An 18,318-nucleotide genomic window follows, 5' to 3' on the forward strand; every position below is an offset into this window, starting at 1 on the left:
ACTTGGTCCATAAGCATTCAATAATTGTTGAGGTGGGTTATTACGCAGAACCTGCTTAATCACATGTGGCTCCAACACATCGCCGCCGACCATCAGGATTTTGAGTTGAGGAAGAACCGGGGATAACTCTGCCGCCAGCCGATTAAACAGCCCAACACTCAGCCACAGTACGGTAATGCGATAAATCTGTAATGTCTGGGCAAACTCTCTAGGCGTTAGCACAGTAGCATGATCAATCACCACCAGCGTACCGCCATTCAACAAAGGCGCCCAAACTTCAAAAGTGCTGGCATCAAAAGCCGGGTTAGCTGCAAACGCCACCCGATCATCCGGCCCAATTTCGGCGTATCCGTTATTAATCACCAACCTAACTACCGCCCGATGCGGCACCATTACCCCTTTGGGTGTACCGGTTGAGCCGGAGGTATACATAATATAAGCCAGCTCAGTACTGGAGCAGGGCAAGTCAGGATTGCAGTAATCCCTCTCCCTGATAGAGCCGATCTCATCGGCTAGGTCAACCGGGATATCAGTAATCAATAATTTGGCTGAACAGTCGTTTATCAGCCAGTGCTTCCGCTCATCTGGCACTCGGGAGTCGATCGGCACATAAACGGCACCGGCCTTGAGGATAGCCAACTGAGCCACCACCAGTTCAATAGAACGTTCTAACTGCACGGCGACCCGGTTATCCGGCTGGATACCCTGCCCAATTAACCAGTGAGCCAATTGGTTGGCACGGGCATTTAATTCGGCATAGTTGAGAATGTGTTCTCCATACACCAGCGCTATCGCATCAGGAGTGCTTTCTACCTGTTGTTCAAATAGCTGGTGAATACAACGCTGGTCCGGATATGGTGCCTGAGTCGCATTCCAGATCTCCAGCAACAACCTTTTTTCTGCTGCCGGCAAGATATTCAATGCCCGTACTGGTGTCTCTGGTCGCTGCTCAAGGGCCTCCGCCAGGCTTTCTAGCGCCTGTTGCATATAACCACATATCCGCTCCGGATCAATCGGTTGAATAATTTGCGCCGTCAACCCCAGTGCATGACCAAAATCCTCCACCGACAAGACAAACGGATAGTTCGTGCGCTCTTGCTCGCTAAGGACTTCAATACCGCTGATGATTGCATCCGTGATAACCGGCTGAGCACTATGCCGGTAGTTCAGCAAAGCACTAAAGAGAGGCGCTTCCCCCGATACCCTACTGCAACGTTGAGCCAGCGCCAGCGACGCATGTTCATGCTCCAGCAATCCAGCTAACCGGGTATGGGCTAACCGCACACTCTCCTGTACCGAGGTATCATCCATATCCAGCCGCAACGGCAAGGTATTGATAAACAGCCCCATGCCGCTGTCAGCCCCTTCCCCTGTCTGCATCCGCCCAAACAGCACGGTGCCGAACACCACTTTCGTCTGTCCGCTAGTACGCGACAAGACCTGTGCCCAGGCCAGATGGCATAACGCAGCCAAACTGACGTCCAGACGCCGAGCCTGACTGCGCAGACGATCATTTAACGTAATGGATAACATCCGGTGCGATTCCGTTACCTGTGAACCATCCCGATGGACTTCCGTCAACCCGAACGGCAACGTTGGCTCGTCCACTTCAACCAACATGTCAGTAAAGAAGCGAGTATGTTCGGCCTGACTCACCCCCAACCGGGCCTGAGCCACCAAATTGCGGAAAGGGACCGGCGCAGGCAAGCTATCTTCCTGTCCGGCAAGATAAGCCTGAACCTCACTGCTCATCACTTCCAGCGTCGTATGGTCGCCAATTAGATGATGCAGCAATTGCAGTACGCTCCAGCGGCCATTCTCCTCCTGCGCTATCGCAAAGCGCAGCAAAGGTGCTTGGTTCAAGTCGAGGCGATGATGACGAGGGTCAAAATATTGAGCTAACTGGTCACGAATCGGCCCATCAACCGGATCTAATGTCAGTTCAGTGACTGACAATTGAGCCTGTCGCCAAACCACTTGAGCCGGTGCCGATAGCCCTTGCCAAACAAAGGCGGTACGCAGAATATCGTGACGGTTAATCACCTGTTGCATTGCCGCCAGATAACGATCCAGCAATGGACGATCAGCAAAATTCATTTGGCTGATTAATAGATACGGATCACCTTTATTCGCCAGCAGATGATGGAACAGAATGCCATCCTGCAACGGTGACAGGGCATAAATATCCTGAATATTGGCAACTCCACCCGGCACCTGTTCAATGATATGGTCAATTTCAGACTGAGTGAGATCAATCAACGGCAACATTTCGGGTGTAAGTGCTGTGATCGCCGGGGTAATGACATTTGTCGGCACTATCACCGCCTGTGACTGTCCTACTGTTTGGGCAAATTCAGATAACACCGGGGATTGGAATAAATCCCGTACCGCCAGTGTTAACCCCACATTACGCAGACGTTCAACCATCCGCACCGCCAGCAACGAATGACCACCCAGAGCAAAGAAACTGTCGTGCCGACTGACCTGTTCAATACCCAACAACTCACTCCAGACAGCAGCCAGCAGGGTTTCTGTCTCTCCTTGCGGCGCTTCAAAAACCTGACGGGCAAAGGCTTCTGCCCCTGGCGCTGGCAACGCTCGGCGATCCAGTTTGCCATTTGGCGTCAACGGCAAGGTATCCAAGCGTACAAAAGCTGCCGGTACCATATAATCCGGCAAAATGGCACTCAGATAGACACGCAAACTGTTAACCAGCCGGTCATCCGCTTCTGCCACCACATAAGCCACCAACCGTTTATCCTGATCATCGCCCAAAGCCAGCACCAGCGCTTCATTCACCGCCGGGTGTTCCGTTAAGAGGGCTTCGATTTCCCCCGGCTCAATACGGAAACCACGGATTTTCACCTGCTGGTCATTACGGCCCAGGAATTCCAGATTGCCATCCGGCAGGTAGCGGGCCAAATCCCCGGTTCGGTACATCCGGGCATCGGGCTCACCACTAAATGGATCAGCCAGAAAGCGTTCCGCCGTCAAATCGGGGCGGTTGAGATAGCCTCGCGCCACCCCCACGCCGCCAATATATAACTCTCCAACCGTGCCTAACGGCACCGGCTGGCCGTCAGTATTCAGCAAATAAACCTGTGTGTTAGCTGTCGGACGTCCAATAGCAATGACACCCTCAGTGTAGTCTGACGGACAACGCCAGGTGGCCGCACACACCGTGATTTCCGTTGGACCATACGCATTAAACACCGTTGCCCGACGACTCAGTGCTTGAAGCAACGTTGCGCTGGGTGCTTCACCACCGAGTATCAACGTCGGTCTTATTGTCATCTCCGGCACATCGGTCCCTTCCCGGAACAAGGCCGGTGTCAAGCAAGCATGGGTTATCGCCTGTTCTTCCAGATAATGCCAGAGATAGCGGGGCTCCTGACGAACCGTATCGGCAGGGATCGCCAAAGTGGCCCCACTGCACAATGCCATCATGGTTTCCCAGACACCGGCATCAAAGCCAAATGAGGCAAACTGCAACATCCGGCTACCCGGATGAATATCAAACTGAACGATTTTTTCCTGAATCAGGTTAACCAGCCCACGATGTTCGACCATCACGCCCTTTGGTATGCCAGTCGAACCGGAAGTATAAATCACATATGCCAGATGGCGTGGGATTAATGCCAGTACTTGCGGATTACTATCCGGTTGGTTTGGTAATGAATTTGGGTCCAGTACAGTTAACGCCGCCAGCACTTTTTCGCCTAACGCGGCACATCCAGTATCATCTGCCAGCACAATAGCTGGCACAGCATCAGTTAAAATATGAACCAGACGCTCCCCCGGATAAGCCGGGTCTAGCGGTACATAGGCGCCCCCGGCTTTCAGTACTGCCAGCAGCCCCACTATCCGCGCTGGCGAACTCGCGACGCAAATTGCCACCCGCTGTTCTGGTGCCACTCCTAACGTAATCAGTTGATGCGCCAGCCGATTAGCACGGGCATTTAATTCAGCATAACTGAGGGCTTGTCCTGCATATACCAGCGCTATGGCATCCGGGCTTTTCTCCGCCCATTGTTCAAACAGTCGGTGAATATAACCGTAATCTGGATACGATATTTCGGTCGCATTCCAGGTTTCCAATAGCAACTTGCATTCCGCTACGGTCAGGATATCGATTTTCCCGACTGTCTGTTGAGGGTTAGCCACCATCGCCCGCAATACGGTATGGAAATAGCCCACCTGCCGCTCAATAGTCGCTTGATCAAATAGCGCGGTGGCATAATTCAGATAACCGACAATTCGGCCATCCACCTCAGACAAACTCAATTCAAGATCAAATTTAGCGATATTGATGAGTTGATCGGCAGGTGAAACCGCCACTCCCGGCAATTGCCATTCTGCGTTCTCATTGTTCTGCCAAGCAAATACCACTTGGAACAGCGGGGTGTGCGCCAGTCGGCGCGGCGGTTGCACGATTTCCACCACCTGTTCAAATGGCAGGTCCTGATGTTCCTGTGCCACCAGCGCGGTTTGCCGCACCCGCGCCAGTAATTCCGCCACATTCGGCGTACCGGATAAATCTATCCGCAACGCCAGCGTATTCACAAAAAAGCCAATCAGGGATTCCACTTCCTGCCGACCGCGACCAGCACTCGGCGTACCAATAACCAGATCTTCCTGACCCGACAGGCGTGACAGCACTGTTGCCCAGGCAGCTAACACGGTCATAAATAACGTGACGCCCTGTTGCTCACTCAGGCGTTTAAGAGATTGGGTTAACTCGGCATCCAGACTGACGGGCAATAAGGCCCCGGAAAATGACTGCTGAGGCGAACGTGGCCGGTCAGTAGGTAAATCCAGCAGAACCGGTGCATCAATCAGCCTCACACGCCAATAATCAGATTGGGACTGTATGCGTTCAGCCGACAACCATTGACGTTGCCAGGCGGCGTAATCAGGATACTGAATCGCCAATGGCGGCAACGGATCTGACTGCCCCGCCAGAAACGCGGTGTAAAGGGTGCTCAATTCACGCCTCAACACGCTGACAGACCAACCATCGAAAACAATATGATGCAGGGTCAACAAGAAAACGTGATCATCGTCAGCCAGCTGTATCAGACTGGCACGAATTAATGGACCACTGGCAAGATCAAACGGTGTTTCAACTTCCTTAGCAGAGAGGGACGCAAGCTGTGCATCCACATCAGGCGTGTTACGCAGACCATATTTTTTCATCGGCAGGCCCAATGCCGCCGACAACAATTTCACCTGCGGCTGACCGTCAACAGCAACAAAAACGGAACGCAACGCTTCATGGCGGGCAAACAGCGTATCAAGCGCCTGTTGCCAGACGACGATATCCAGTCGACCACGCAAATGCAGGGCCAACGGAATATGATAAGTCTCACTCACTCCCTCAAACTGTGCGAGGAACCACAGACGCTGTTGCGCAAATGACAACGACAATTTACCCTCACGGGATAGCGGAACGATAGCGGGCAATGCCCCGCCTGACTCATCAAACCGGGCACTCATCACTTCAGCAAAGGCCATCAAAGACGGGAATGTAAACAGCGTGGACAATGGCAATTCAATCCCCAACGCCGCTATCCGGTTCATCATCCGGACCGCCAACAGAGAATGACCGCCCAGTGCAAAAAAGTTGTCATATCGGCTAATTCGCGCAACGCCCAGTAATTCACGCCAGATAGCCGCCAATGTGGTTTCCATCTCCCCTAACGGCGCAGCGTAAATCTGCCGGGCAAAATCTTCTTCCCCCGGCACCGGTAATGCCCGTCGATCCAGTTTGCCATTCGGTGTCAACGGGAAGGCATCCAGACGCACAAAAGCGACCGGCACCATATAATCCGGTAAAACCGCACTTAAATGAGTATGCAGACGGTTAACCAATGCCTCATCCACTTCTGCCGCCACATAAGCCACCAACCGTTTATCCTGACCATCATCCAGTGCCAGCACGACCGCTTCTCTCACCGCCGAGTGTTCCATTAATCGGGCTTCGATTTCACCCGGCTCAATGCGGAAACCACGGATTTTCACCTGCTGGTCATTTCGGCCCAAGAACTCCAGATTGCCGTCCGGCAGATAGCGGGCCAAATCCCCGGTACGGTACATTCGGGTATCCGGTTCACTACTGAACAGATCTGGCAGAAAACGTTCCACGGTCAGTTCAGGACGATTGAGATAACCCCGTGCCACACCGGCCCCGCCAACATATAACTCACCTACAGCGCCTAACGGTACTGGCTGACCATACTTATCCAACAGATAGAGGGTTAAGTCCGGGATCCGCGTGCCAATAGGACTCGTTGTCTGTTCTGCATCATGGCGGCCCAGTGCTCGGTAAGTGACGTGAACCGTGGTCTCGGTGATACCATACATATTCACCAACTGAGGCAACGTCTCCTCACGCAGGGCATACCACGGTTTTAAAATACTCGGATCAAGCGCTTCCCCGCCAAAGATGATATAGCGCAAGCAGTCCGGTAACGGATTGGCGACATAACTGGCAATAAAGGCTTTGAAGGCACTGGGGGTTTGATTCAACACCGTGATACCGTGCTGACACACGAATTGATGCAGCTCCTGGGGTGAGCGGGCAATCGCGTGCGAAACCAGCACCAGTTTAGCGCCGTAGCGTAATGCCCCCCATAATTCCCATACCGAGAAGTCAAACGCTATGGAATGGAACAGGCACCAAATATCCTGCCGATTAAAGTGATACCAGGATTTAGTCGCGTCAAACAAACGCAGGATATGACGATGTTCTACCATAACCCCCTTCGGCGTGCCGGTCGAACCCGAGGTGTAAATCACATAGGCCAGATGCTGTGCCGTCAATGTCGGCACTTGCGGGTTACTGTCCGGCTGATCAGGCAAACTATTCGGGTCAAGTACCGTCAGACCTGCCAGCGCGTCCTCTCCCAGCGCATCACACCCGACGTTATCCGCCAGCAAAATAGCGGGGGCAGCATCGCTCAAGATATATGCCAGGCGCTCACCGGTATAGACCGGATCTAGCGGCACATAGGCCCCCCCGGCTTTCAGCACCGCTAATACCCCCACCACCATTGCCGGTGAACGTGACACGCAAATCGCTACCCGTTGGTCCGGCGTAACGCCCAACGTGATCAGTTGATGTGCCAGACGGTTGGCACGGGCATTGAGTTCGGCATAGCTGAGACTCTCTTCTTCATATACCAGTGCTGTGGCATCTGGACTTTTCTCTGCCCATTGCTCAAACAGTCGGTGAATACAATCGTGATCCGGATACGACGTTTCTGTTGTATTCCAAGTTTCCAACAACAGCTTTTTTTCCGCTGTCGGCAAGATATTCAGTGTTCGTACCGGTGTCTCCGGATGCTGTTCAAGCGCCGCGGCCAGACTTTCCAACGCCTGTTGCATATAACCGCATACTCGTTCTGATTCAAATGGCTGCACCACCTGAGCGGTCAATCCCAACGTAGAACCGCCGTCCTCTACTGACAGTACAAACGGATAGTTGGTTCGTTCCTGTGCACCAAGGAATTCAATACCTGGCACTACCTTATTTGGAATCGCCGACTGATCATTATGTCGATAATTCAGCAAAGCACTAAAGAGCGGAGTTTCCCCCTGCACACTGCTACAACGCTGGGCCAATGCCAGTGACGCATGTTCATGATCCAGTAATTCCGCCAGTCGAGTATGTGCTGCCTGTACACTGTCCTGTACTGGGGTATCATCCACATCCAGCCGTAATGGCAAGGTATTAATAAACAGCCCCATACCGCTGTCAGCGCCTTGCCCCGCTTGCATCCGACCAAACAATACGGTACCGAACACCACTTTCGTCTGTCCGCTGGTATGTGACAACACCTGTGCCCAAGCCAAATGGCACAAAGTCGCCAAACTGACGCCCAGACGCCGGGCCTGGCTGCGCAGGCGGTCATTCAACTTAGTGGATAACATCCGGTGCGATTCTGTCACCTGCGAACCATCCCGATGCACCTCCGTCAACCCGAATGGCAGCGTCGGTTGATCCACCTCATCCAACATGTCAGTAAAGAAGCGGGTATGTTCAGACTCACTCATCCCCAATCGGGCCTGAGCCACTAGATTACGGAAAGGGATCGGCACAGGTAAGTTCCCTTCCTGTCCGGCAAGATAAGCCTGAATTTCACCATTCATCACTTCCAGCGTCGTATGGTCGCCAATCAGATGATGCAGCAATTGCAGTACGCTCCAACGACCATCCTCTTCCTGCGCTACCGCAAAGTGCAATAAGGGTGCTTGGTTCAAATCAAGGCGATGATGTTGTAAGTCAAAATGTTGAGCTAACTGATCACGGACCGGCCCATCAATCGGGTCTAGTGTCAGTTCAGTGACTGATAATTGAGCCTGACGCCAAACCACTTGAACAGGCGCTGATAATCCTTGCCAAACAAAGGCGGTACGCAGAATATCGTGACGGTTAACCACCTGTTGCACTGCCACTAAATAACTGTCCAACAAGGCACGGTCAGCAAAGATCATCTGGCTAATAAATAGATACGGATCACCCTTATTCGCCAGCAGATGATGAAACAAAATACCGTCCTGCAATGGTGACAAACCATAAATATCTTGAATATTGGCAACCCCACCTGGTACCTGAGCCACAATATGGTCAATCTCAGTCTGAGTCAGATCAATCAACGGCAACATTTCAGGTGTAAGTACCGAGGTTGCCGGGGTAATAACATTCGCCAGCACCAATAGCACCGGTGATTGCCCTACTGTTTGGGCAAATTCAGATAACACCGGGGATTGGAATAAATCACGTACTGCCAGTGTTAACCCCACATTACGCAGACGTTCAATCATTCGTACCGCCAGCAACGAATGACCACCTAAAGCAAAAAAACTGTCGTGCCGACTGACTTGCTCAATGCCCAACAACTCGCTCCAGACAGCAGCTAGCAGAGTTTCTATCTCCCCTTGCGGCGCGGCATAAACCTGACGGGCAAAGGCTTCTGCCCCTGGCGCAGGCAACGCTCGGCGATCCAGTTTGCCGTTTGGCGTCAACGGGAAGGTATCCAAGCGTACAAAGGCTGCCGGTACCATATAATCCGGCAAAATGGCACTCAGATAGGCACGCAAGCTATTAACTAGCCCGTCATCTGCTTCTGCCACCACATAAGCCGCCAGCCGTTTATTCTGACCATCGCCCAGAGCCAGCACCAGTGCTTCGTTCACAGCCGGGTGTTCCAGCAATCGAGCTTCAATTTCCCCCGGTTCAATACGGAAACCACGGATTTTCACCTGCTGGTCATTACGGCCCAGAAATTCCAGATTGCCATCCGGCAGGTAGCGGGCCAAATCCCCGGTCTGGTACAGACGGGCATTGGGTTCACCACTAAACGGATCGGCCAGAAAACGTTCCGCTGTCAAATCAGGGCGGTTGAGATAGCCTCGCGCTACCCCCACACCGCCAATATACAGCTCACCGACCGCGCCTAACGGCACTGGCTGGCCGTCAGTATTCAGCAAATAAACTTGTGTGTTAGCTGTCGGACGTCCAATCGCAATGACGCCCTCAGTGTAGTCTGACGGACAACGCCAGGTAGCTGCACACACCGTGATTTCCGTTGGGCCATACGCATTAAACACCGTTGCCCGACGACTCAGTGCCTGAAGCAGTGTTGCGCTAGGCGCCTCACCACCGAGTATCAACGTCGGTCTTATTGTCATCACCGGCAGATCGGTCCCCTCCCGAAGTAAGGCCGGTGTCAGGCAGGCATGGGTTATCACCTGCTCTTCCAGATAATGCCAGAGATAGCGAGGTTCCTGACGAATCATGTCGTCCGGGATCGCCAAAGCAGCCCCACTGCACAATGCCATCATGGTTTCCCAGACACTCGCATCAAAGCCAAATGAGGCAAACTGCAACATCCGGCTACCCGGATGAATATCAAACTGAACGATTTTTTCCTGAATCAGGTTAACCAGCCCATGATGTTCGACCATCACGCCCTTTGGTATGCCGGTCGAACCGGAGGTATAAATCACATACGCCAGATGGCGTGGGGTTAACGCCGGTACTTGCGGGTTACTATCCGGGTGGTTGGGCAATGAATTCGGGTCCAGCACGGTCAGTGTTGCCAGTACTTTTTCGCCTAACGCGGCACGTCCAGTATCATCTGCCAGTACAATAGCTGGTTCAGCATCGGTCAAAATATGAACCAGACGTTCCCCCGGATAAGCCGGGTCTAGCGGTACATAGGCCCCCCCGGCTTTCAGTACTGCCAGCAGCCCCACTATCCGCGCTGGCGAACTCGCGACGCAAATTGCCACCCGCTGCTCTGGTGAGACTCCCAACGTAATCAGTTGATGCGCCAGCCGATTAGCACAGGCATTTAATTCAGCATAGTTAAGAACGCGTTCTTCATACATCAGCGCTATAGCGTTAGGGGTTTTCTCCACCTGTAGTTCAAACAGCCGGTGAATACATAACCGGTCAGGATATACCGTTTCAGTCGCGTTCCAGGTTTCCAGCAGCAGCGTGCGTTCAGTTTCAGGCAACAAATTAAGTTGCCAGACGGGAATGTCATTCCGTTCATCTGCCGATAATGCCAACACCTGTAAATGTTCACTCATCCGCTGAACCACTTCCGTACTCAAACGGTTTATATCGTAAATCCAGCGAAAACCACCCTGAGTATTTATCTGGAGTGTCAGCAATTCACCTAATGCATTCTGCTCCCACTGTTTATTATCCGGCGTGAAAGAGACGGCAACTCGCCACGGGCGACTTGCTGTTAATGCTGGGATAACACACAGTGAAGGAGAACAAGAAAGGAGATCACGGCAAAATGTACGATGCTGCGTCAGCCGTGCAAGCTCATCCTCCATCCAATTCGCTACCGCATACCACGGCTGATCAAACTCCACCTTAACAGTCATTGGCACCACTGGCGCCAAAACAGACAACACATCCGATTCATCTTTTACCCTATCCACACACCAGCCGATTTGGAACTCGGTTTGATGAGTCAAACGTGCAAGATAGATAGCAAATGTCTGTAACAGTGTCTGCAATGGTTTTTTTTCACCATTTTCTAATAGCGGAGATTGCCAGGCACTTAATGCCCATTCCGGTGCTGCTGACTTCCCGGCAGTTTCGAAAGGTAATTGGAGTGGCAGAAAAGAGGCAAGACGCTCACGCCAGAATGATTCACTGGGTGCCAATGCCTGGAGGATATCTTTTACATTCTGAGTCTGTTGTGAAGAAAGCAGAGGCAACTGCTTGCCTGGTCCAAGTTCTGATATATCAGCAAGTTCCCCAGCGGAGAGTAATTCTCCCTCAAGTGTGGCAAACCCTCCGAGCCTAACATCCTCACTTCCGGTTGTTACCTGCCAGGCATCCTCCTCTACAGCAATCAACGTACCAGGTGCCCCTCCAGAATAGTGATTCAGCCGTTGAAGCCAGGAAATTCGCACTATGCCCCATTTCAGTAACAGTTTCGGGCAACCCAGTGGATTTAAATAATTTTCGCCAAAATCTAATGCCCGTACTAAAGCTGAAAGTACCTCACCCGACTGCTGCCAACACAGATACCCCCCACCATCGGGACGACGAGACTGAGCATAAAAACTTCGTTGTGTCAGATCCTGCGGATAAGTCACCAACTTTTCCTGCTCAAGATCCCGAAGCAATTTGATAAACCCTTCCTGAGCTGCCTGATAGCATTTCAGATTCAATGAAAATGCATTATCGTGTTCCTCAATAGATACCGGCCATTGCACCGCTATATCACCGGTATCCACCGCCGCCTCAATACAATGCCACGAAATGGCGTAATGTGTCTCCCGCGCTAACAGTGCCCAAGAAGTGGCATGACTTCCCGCATAACGTGGCAAGGGGCTATTGTGATAATTAAAAGCACCGCAGCGAATCTGCCCAATCAGCGACGCAGGCAGGATAATCGGATTAACGATGGAGAACAGCCAGTCCACAGGATGTTGTGCAATTTGCGCTTGTAATGCCTCGACAGAGTTCACACAAACTATCCCTTGCCGGGCAGCCCATGTTTGCAAAACGGTATCGATAGTCAGTATTGTATGTATCGTATGCCCAGCCGCTTGAATTTGTTCGGCACAGAATACTGCAAGGGTCGTTCCCCCAACCACGATGCAGCTACGTGACAGAGCAGGTATATTCTTTACGTTATTGGTTATATTTTCTGATGTCTGAGAGAGAAGTTCGTCTTTAAGGATACTTTTCGCTTTTTTAGTAATGCTATCTTTCATCTACTACCTCAATAAATCTGTTAGATATCTGGCAACTATCATTCTTGGCAATCATCACAAGTGTTTTTTTTATTTTTACCCTACTTATCCTAGGTGGAATAAAAACGGGCATGTTAAGCATTAATTAAAATATTCAGGCAACGTTTTCTCTCTAGGATTGGATGTAAATAACTGCTTTATTAGCAACTCTGTAATGATAACTTTCCCAATAACGGGAAATGGTCATTCATGAAACGTAAATATATGTTCTATTTCATCCTTATTTTTTGGATAAGCACTTTTGATTGACACTTAATTCCATAATTTAGACTAGAACCTCAACGACTATTAACACGAACTTACTTTGGTAACTTATTGCAAAATAAGAATTTCCCTTCAAATAAGCAGCAGGAGGCAAGTAACATGCCATATCAAATACAACTTATTAAACATTTACAAAGACACCCCGTACATTTAATTACTTTAAAATATAAGTTCAGGCTAAAATTAATTTCAGCACATGTTATCCTACGATAATAAATCGCTATAATTAATGTAAAAGTTAGTTACCTTTAACTCCATAAGGAAATAATTTCCAATTAAAATCAATCTAACTATATTAGATTGTTATAATATAGCTGAGATCAACATTGGTGAAATACCGTATTAATTATTAAGCAACATATTCTAAGAGAGCCCTTCTTTAGATAGATATGAATTATCGGATATCAAACGATATTTACCATCGCATGATGTAAATTGAAATGAGGTCTCATACCTTTTAGCTTGTAAACACCAGTGAACACATATATTAAAATCCCCTCCTCCACAATCAATATTAAAGGAGGGACATTTTATCTCCCAGAATCTACTACAGATTAAGAGCAAGTCTTTTACAGTTAAATTTAACAAAAACCGCCGTCAATCCTCGCCAATGCGAGGCTGTCACAAATGGAATCTTCATTTTTATCAGCCACTCAATCTGCCATTACTAACGAACGATAAGCCTTTTTTACCTTCCATAAATAGCGTGGAGCCTGAGGTGCTGGATGATTATCTTGAACATACTGATAAAACTCATCCGGCGTCATTCGGTTTATTTTATTAACGGCTAATTGACGATCTACACTAAAAGTACGCAAAAGAGCACCCGCACCATTTACGTAGGCAACAATAGTGGCATAGTAGAGGGTTTCAGGATTATCAATACCTGCCAGATGCTGCTCTTTCAAGATACTGATATAAGCAGTGCCAAGATCGATATTGGTTTTAGGATCTTTCAACTCACGAATTGTCGGCTGACCAAAACGCCCCTTCTGCCGATATACATCCCGCCCTGCGGTCGATGCTTTAATCTGCATAAGACCAATTGCATTCGATTTACTGACCGCATCAGGGCGAAAACCGGATTCAACTTGAATAATAGCTCTGATAAGCGTTTCATCAACGCCGTACCGATTGGATGCCTGTTGAATAAATGTGTCAAAAGGCGTTGGCGGGAAAGAAGAAATTCTAGCTGCATCGGCAGTATTGCTAAGCATACGTTGCTGACCGGACTGTTTACCCGCATTTATTTGCTGAGCATTTCTCTCAGCACAACCGACTAACAGCACGACCAGTGCCACAAAGCTCAGTCTTAATTTCACCCTATAATCCTCTGGATCAAATTTTACTAAAGCGCAGCATATACAATTTCGTTTACAATCTAAAAATATTTTTACTTAACTTTTCACTGTATTCGTGTTCATATCATATGGAATGACTATTCATATGGAACGACTATCGCAATAATCGTTGTTTCCAGATTTTATAATCTTGACTTTACTTAAATGATATTGATAATCGTTATCATATACTTATAACAAGTAAGGTTTGAATTGATGAAGAAAAAACTTTCTCTGCTTTTACTTTCTCCTCCTGCCCTGGGAATTATGCCGATTCTCTTATCTATCATTCTATTTAGTCATCAGGTATCCGCCGCCAAACAATTTAAAGTTGTCACGACCTTTACCATCATTCAAGATATCGCACAAAACGTAGCAGGCGACGCAGCAATTGTTGAATCAATTACTAAACCTGGCGCCGAAATCCATGATTACCAACCTACCCCCAAAGATATTATAAAATCTCAACATGCTGATTTGATCCTTTGGAATGGACTAAATCTAGAACGCTGGTTTGAACGCTTCTTTGAAAACCTTAAAGATGTACCTGCTGTTGTTATTACTGACGGCATTGAACCACTACCTATCCGTGAAGGGCCTTACAACGGGAATCCTAATCCTCACGCCTGGATGTCGCCCACAAATGCTTTGGTCTATATCGAGAATATCCGCCAAGCATTTGTAAAATACGATCCTGAAAATGCAGAAATTTATAATAGGAATGCCAAAGCCTATGCTGAAAAAATCGCGCAATTGGATTCTCCACTGAGAGAACGTCTTTCCCGTATTCCACAGGATCAACGTTGGTTAGTCACCAGTGAAGGGGCTTTTAGCTATTTGGCTAAAGATTACCAATTCAAGGAAGTTTATCTATGGCCAATTAATGCGGAAGAACAGGGTTCACCACAACAAGTTCGTCATGTTATCGATACTGTAAGAGCAAATAAAATCCCAGTTGTGTTTAGTGAAAGTACAATTTCAGATAAACCCGCTAAACAAGTCAGTAAAGAAACAGATGCCCGTTATGGTGGCGTTCTTTATGTAGATTCACTCTCCGGCAGTGACGGCCCAGTACCAACTTATATTGATTTACTGAACAAAACTGTAGATACAATCGCAAAAGGATTTAATCAATGAATAGCAATATGCTGTTTGAACGTCCTCATTTAGTCGTCGATGACGCCACTGTGACTTATAACAACGGTCACACAGCTATTTATGATGCAAGTTTTTCTATCACCGGTGGAACTATCTGTGCATTGGTGGGCATTAACGGTAGTGGTAAATCCACACTGTTTAAGACCATCATGGGGCTGGTAAGCCCATCTCAGGGAAAAGTAACTCTGAGTGATATGCCAGTCAAAAATGCTTTGAAGAAAAATATTATTGCATATGTCCCTCAGACAGAAGAAGTCGACTGGAACTTTCCCGTATTGGTTTCTGATGTCGTTATGATGGGCCGCTATGGGAAAATGGGATTCCTGAGAATCCCAAGTAAAAAAGATCACCAAGCGGTTGATAAAGCCCTTGAACGTGTCGGCTTAACCGCCCTACGCAACCGGCAAATCGGCGAACTCTCCGGCGGACAGAAAAAACGGGTTTTTCTTGCAAGGGCTCTGGCTCAGGAAGGCAAAGTTCTATTACTGGATGAACCTTTCACTGGTGTTGATGTAAAAACAGAAAATGCCATCATTGACCTACTATGTGATTTACGTGATGAGGGCCATCTGGTTTTGGTTTCCACACATAACCTTGGTAGCGTGCCTGAATTCTGCGATCATGTCATCTTAATCAACCGGACTGTTCTGGCAAGCGGCCCAACAGAAACAACTTTCACCCAAAAAAATTTAGAGATGACTTTTGGTGGAGTGCTTCGTCATATTAATCTATCCGGCCCGGAATTACATGATGATGATGATCCACGCTCCTTGACGGTTATTACTGATGATGAACGCGCAGCCGTATTTTATGGTCATGATCACCATGTTCCGCCGCGGCAGAGTCAGCATAAGGAGAAGCGCCAATCATGACAGAACTTTTGCTGCAACCTTTTCACTACAATTACATGGTAAAAGCCATCTGGGTTAGTGCCATCGTCGGTGCCGTCTGTGCTTTCCTTTCTTCCTACCTGATGCTAAAAGGCTGGTCATTGATGGGAGATGCTCTCTCTCACTCCGTTGTGCCTGGCGTCGCCGGTGCTTACGCATTAGGTCTCCCTTATGCAGGTGGGGCTTTTTTTACCGGAATGCTGGCAGCGCTATCCATGACTCTGGTTCGTCATATCACTCGTTTACGTGAAGATGCGGTAATCGGGTTCATTTTTTCCACTTTTTTTGCCGCCGGGTTGTTAATCGTTTCTCTCAATCCTACTTCTGTTAACGTACAAACCATTATTTTCGGCAATATCCTTGGCATCGCTGATGAAGATGTTCTCCAGGTTGAAATCATTATCGCAATTTCATTTATCGTGCTCATGTTTATCTGGAAAGATTTGCTCGTTGTCTTTTTTGATGAAACGCACGCACGCTCTATCGGCTTATCTCCCTTGCGGATGAAAATCATTTTTTTTACTTTGTTGAGTGCTTGTACTGTCGCAGCTCTACAAACTGTCGGCGCTATTCTAGTGATTGCAATGGTAGTCACTCCAGGCGCAACAGCTTATTTATTAACTGACCGCTTTAAGCACCTGCTGATCATTGCTGTTGCTATTGGCTCTCTGACCAGTGCATTTGGCGCTTACCTAAGTTTCTTCCTTAACGGCGCTACTGGTGGTGTCATTGTCACACTGCAAACCATTATTTTCCTGCTAGCATTTTTCTTTGCGCCAAAACATGGACTATTCGCTTCACGTATGCGTGCCAAAAAAGAATCCTCGACATTGGCTCAGGAGACACAACCATGAATGAGTTAATACAGTTACTCACTGAGCCGTTTATGTTTCCATTTATGCAACGAGCGATATTCGCCGCGATTGTAACAGGTGCGGTATGTGCAATGCTCTCTTGCTATCTGGTTCTTAAAGGCTGGTCGTTAATGGGAGACGCCATTTCTCACGCTGTATTACCCGGTATTGTGCTGGCTTTCGCTGCCGGTATACCACTGGCTATTGGCGCATTTCTTTCCGGTATTTTTTGTGCTGTTGCAACGGGATATCTGAAAGAACATAGCCGGATAAAAGAAGATACTGTCATGGGAATTGTCTTTTCAGGCATGTTTGCCTTTGGTTTAGTTCTTTTTGCCCGTATGGATACCGACCAACATCTCACTCATATTCTGTTCGGAAATATACTAGGGATCACTAAAGATGAGTTGAACCAAACATTATGGATTACCGGCATCACTATGGCGGTGGTACTGCTAAAGCGCAAAGACTTTATGCTTTACTGCTTCGATCCGAACCAAGCGCGCGTTGTGGGATTACCTGTTAAGCTTTTGCATTATGGTTTGCTTTGCCTGCTGTCCATGACCATCGTCGCTTCCCTGCAAGCAGTGGGAATGATTTTGGTTATTGCAATGTTAATATCGCCAGGCATTATCGCTTTCATGTTATGCCGCAGTTTTGACCGAATGTTAATTGTCGCTATCATTGCATCGGTCAGTTCCTGTGTCCTGGGTACTCTGATCAGTTTCCACATTGATGGCGCAACGGGACCATGCATTGTTATTGTTCAAGCTATCTTCTTTACACTAGCACTGGCTTACAATCAGATAAAACTTGTAAGAACAAAATCTAAACGTAAAACGTATCAAGCTGCTCTACAAATCTCTAACGAACCCAACCAATAACAAAAAGGGTTATATCTGTTTTGAGATATAACCCTGTTAATCATATTTTTTACCTGATCATATATTTTCTCTGACTATAATTGTTCATAAAGTAATTGACGACGTAGAGAGGTGAACCATGTGGCAAGCAATAAATCGTTTGTTAAACGAACATTTCGGTGTTGCTGAAATTCACGATAAAACTGAGTTAGCCGGAGGGGACATCCACCAAGCTTGGCGAATCACACATGGAAAACGACAAATTTTTGTCAAATCAAATCTGCGGGAAATGCTCCCTGTCTTCAAAGCAGAATCAGAACAACTTGAACTCTTGGCACGCAGCCAGACTATCCGTGTTCCAACTGTTTATGGTATTGGCAACACCCGTGACCATAGCTTTCTCTTGCTTGAATTTCTGCCTTTAAAATCTTTTGACCCTCACAGTGCCTATTGCTTCGGTCAACAACTGGCAAAACTTCATCAATGGAGTGAGCAACCTCAATTCGGTTTTGATTTTGACAATATGCTGGCAACGACACCACAACCCAATGGCTGGCAACGACGTTGGCACCAATTTTATGCGGAAAAGCGGATTGGTTGGCAATTACAAATCGCAGCAGAAAAAAACATGATATTTGGCGACATTGATAATATCGTT

General features: G+C 48.3%; 7 protein-coding genes (1 of these 7 only partly in view). 5 read left to right on the forward strand and 2 right to left on the reverse strand.

What is annotated here, in order from left to right; genetic code table 11:
• Positions 1 to 12,252 carry the beginning of a non-ribosomal peptide synthase/polyketide synthase gene (locus BA1DRAFT_RS22520; RefSeq protein ID WP_036775943.1) on the reverse strand. Its footprint begins 36,864 nt before the window's first position, so 12,252 of the gene's 49,116 nt are visible here — the first part of the coding sequence; its start codon is at positions 12,250 to 12,252; its stop codon lies beyond the left edge, outside the window.
• Positions 12,253 to 13,208: 956 nt separating this feature from the next.
• On the reverse strand, positions 13,209 to 13,877 hold the full coding sequence (locus BA1DRAFT_RS02890; protein WP_036775945.1) for a transglycosylase SLT domain-containing protein: 669 nt from the start codon (positions 13,875 to 13,877) through the stop codon (positions 13,209 to 13,211).
• 234 nt (positions 13,878 to 14,111) lie between these two features.
• Between BA1DRAFT_RS02890 and BA1DRAFT_RS02895 the strand changes: the two genes are divergently transcribed.
• The 5 genes from BA1DRAFT_RS02895 to BA1DRAFT_RS02915 form a co-directional block, all read left to right on the forward strand.
• Positions 14,112 to 15,032 (forward strand): metal ABC transporter substrate-binding protein, encoded by a 921-nt coding sequence (locus BA1DRAFT_RS02895; RefSeq protein WP_036775947.1) that lies wholly within the window; start codon positions 14,112 to 14,114, stop codon positions 15,030 to 15,032.
• A complete protein-coding gene (locus tag BA1DRAFT_RS02900) occupies positions 15,029 to 15,925 on the forward strand; it encodes a manganese/iron ABC transporter ATP-binding protein (RefSeq protein WP_036775949.1) in 897 nt (298 codons plus the stop codon). Before BA1DRAFT_RS02895 ends, BA1DRAFT_RS02900 begins: the two co-directional genes overlap by 4 nt.
• Entirely contained in the window at positions 15,922 to 16,797 is an 876-nt protein-coding gene (locus BA1DRAFT_RS02905) for a metal ABC transporter permease (protein ID WP_036775950.1), read from the forward strand. The genes BA1DRAFT_RS02900 and BA1DRAFT_RS02905 overlap by 4 nt, the downstream gene beginning before the upstream one ends.
• Positions 16,794 to 17,681: a metal ABC transporter permease gene (locus tag BA1DRAFT_RS02910; protein ID WP_036775951.1), complete on the forward strand. Its 888-nt coding sequence runs from the start codon at positions 16,794 to 16,796 to the stop codon at positions 17,679 to 17,681. Before BA1DRAFT_RS02905 ends, BA1DRAFT_RS02910 begins: the two co-directional genes overlap by 4 nt.
• Before the next feature lie 118 nt (positions 17,682 to 17,799).
• Positions 17,800 to 18,318 (forward strand): fructosamine kinase family protein (locus BA1DRAFT_RS02915; RefSeq protein ID WP_036775952.1); only part of this gene is annotated, 519 nt, incomplete at its 3' end.

This window comes from Photorhabdus aegyptia (assembly GCF_000612035.1).
In the GTDB taxonomy this organism is placed as follows: domain Bacteria; phylum Pseudomonadota; class Gammaproteobacteria; order Enterobacterales; family Enterobacteriaceae; genus Photorhabdus; species Photorhabdus akhurstii.

Excerpts from the sequence above, each read along its gene's own strand:
- BA1DRAFT_RS02895 (WP_036775947.1), top strand. The coding sequence starts at position 14,112 with ATGAAGAAAAAACTTTCTCTGCTTTTACTTTCTCCTCCTGCCCTGGGA.
- BA1DRAFT_RS02900 (WP_036775949.1), top strand. The coding sequence starts at position 15,029 with ATGAATAGCAATATGCTGTTTGAACGTCCTCATTTAGTCGTCGATGAC.
- BA1DRAFT_RS02905 (WP_036775950.1), top strand. The coding sequence starts at position 15,922 with ATGACAGAACTTTTGCTGCAACCTTTTCACTACAATTACATGGTAAAA.
- BA1DRAFT_RS02910 (WP_036775951.1), top strand. The coding sequence starts at position 16,794 with ATGAATGAGTTAATACAGTTACTCACTGAGCCGTTTATGTTTCCATTT.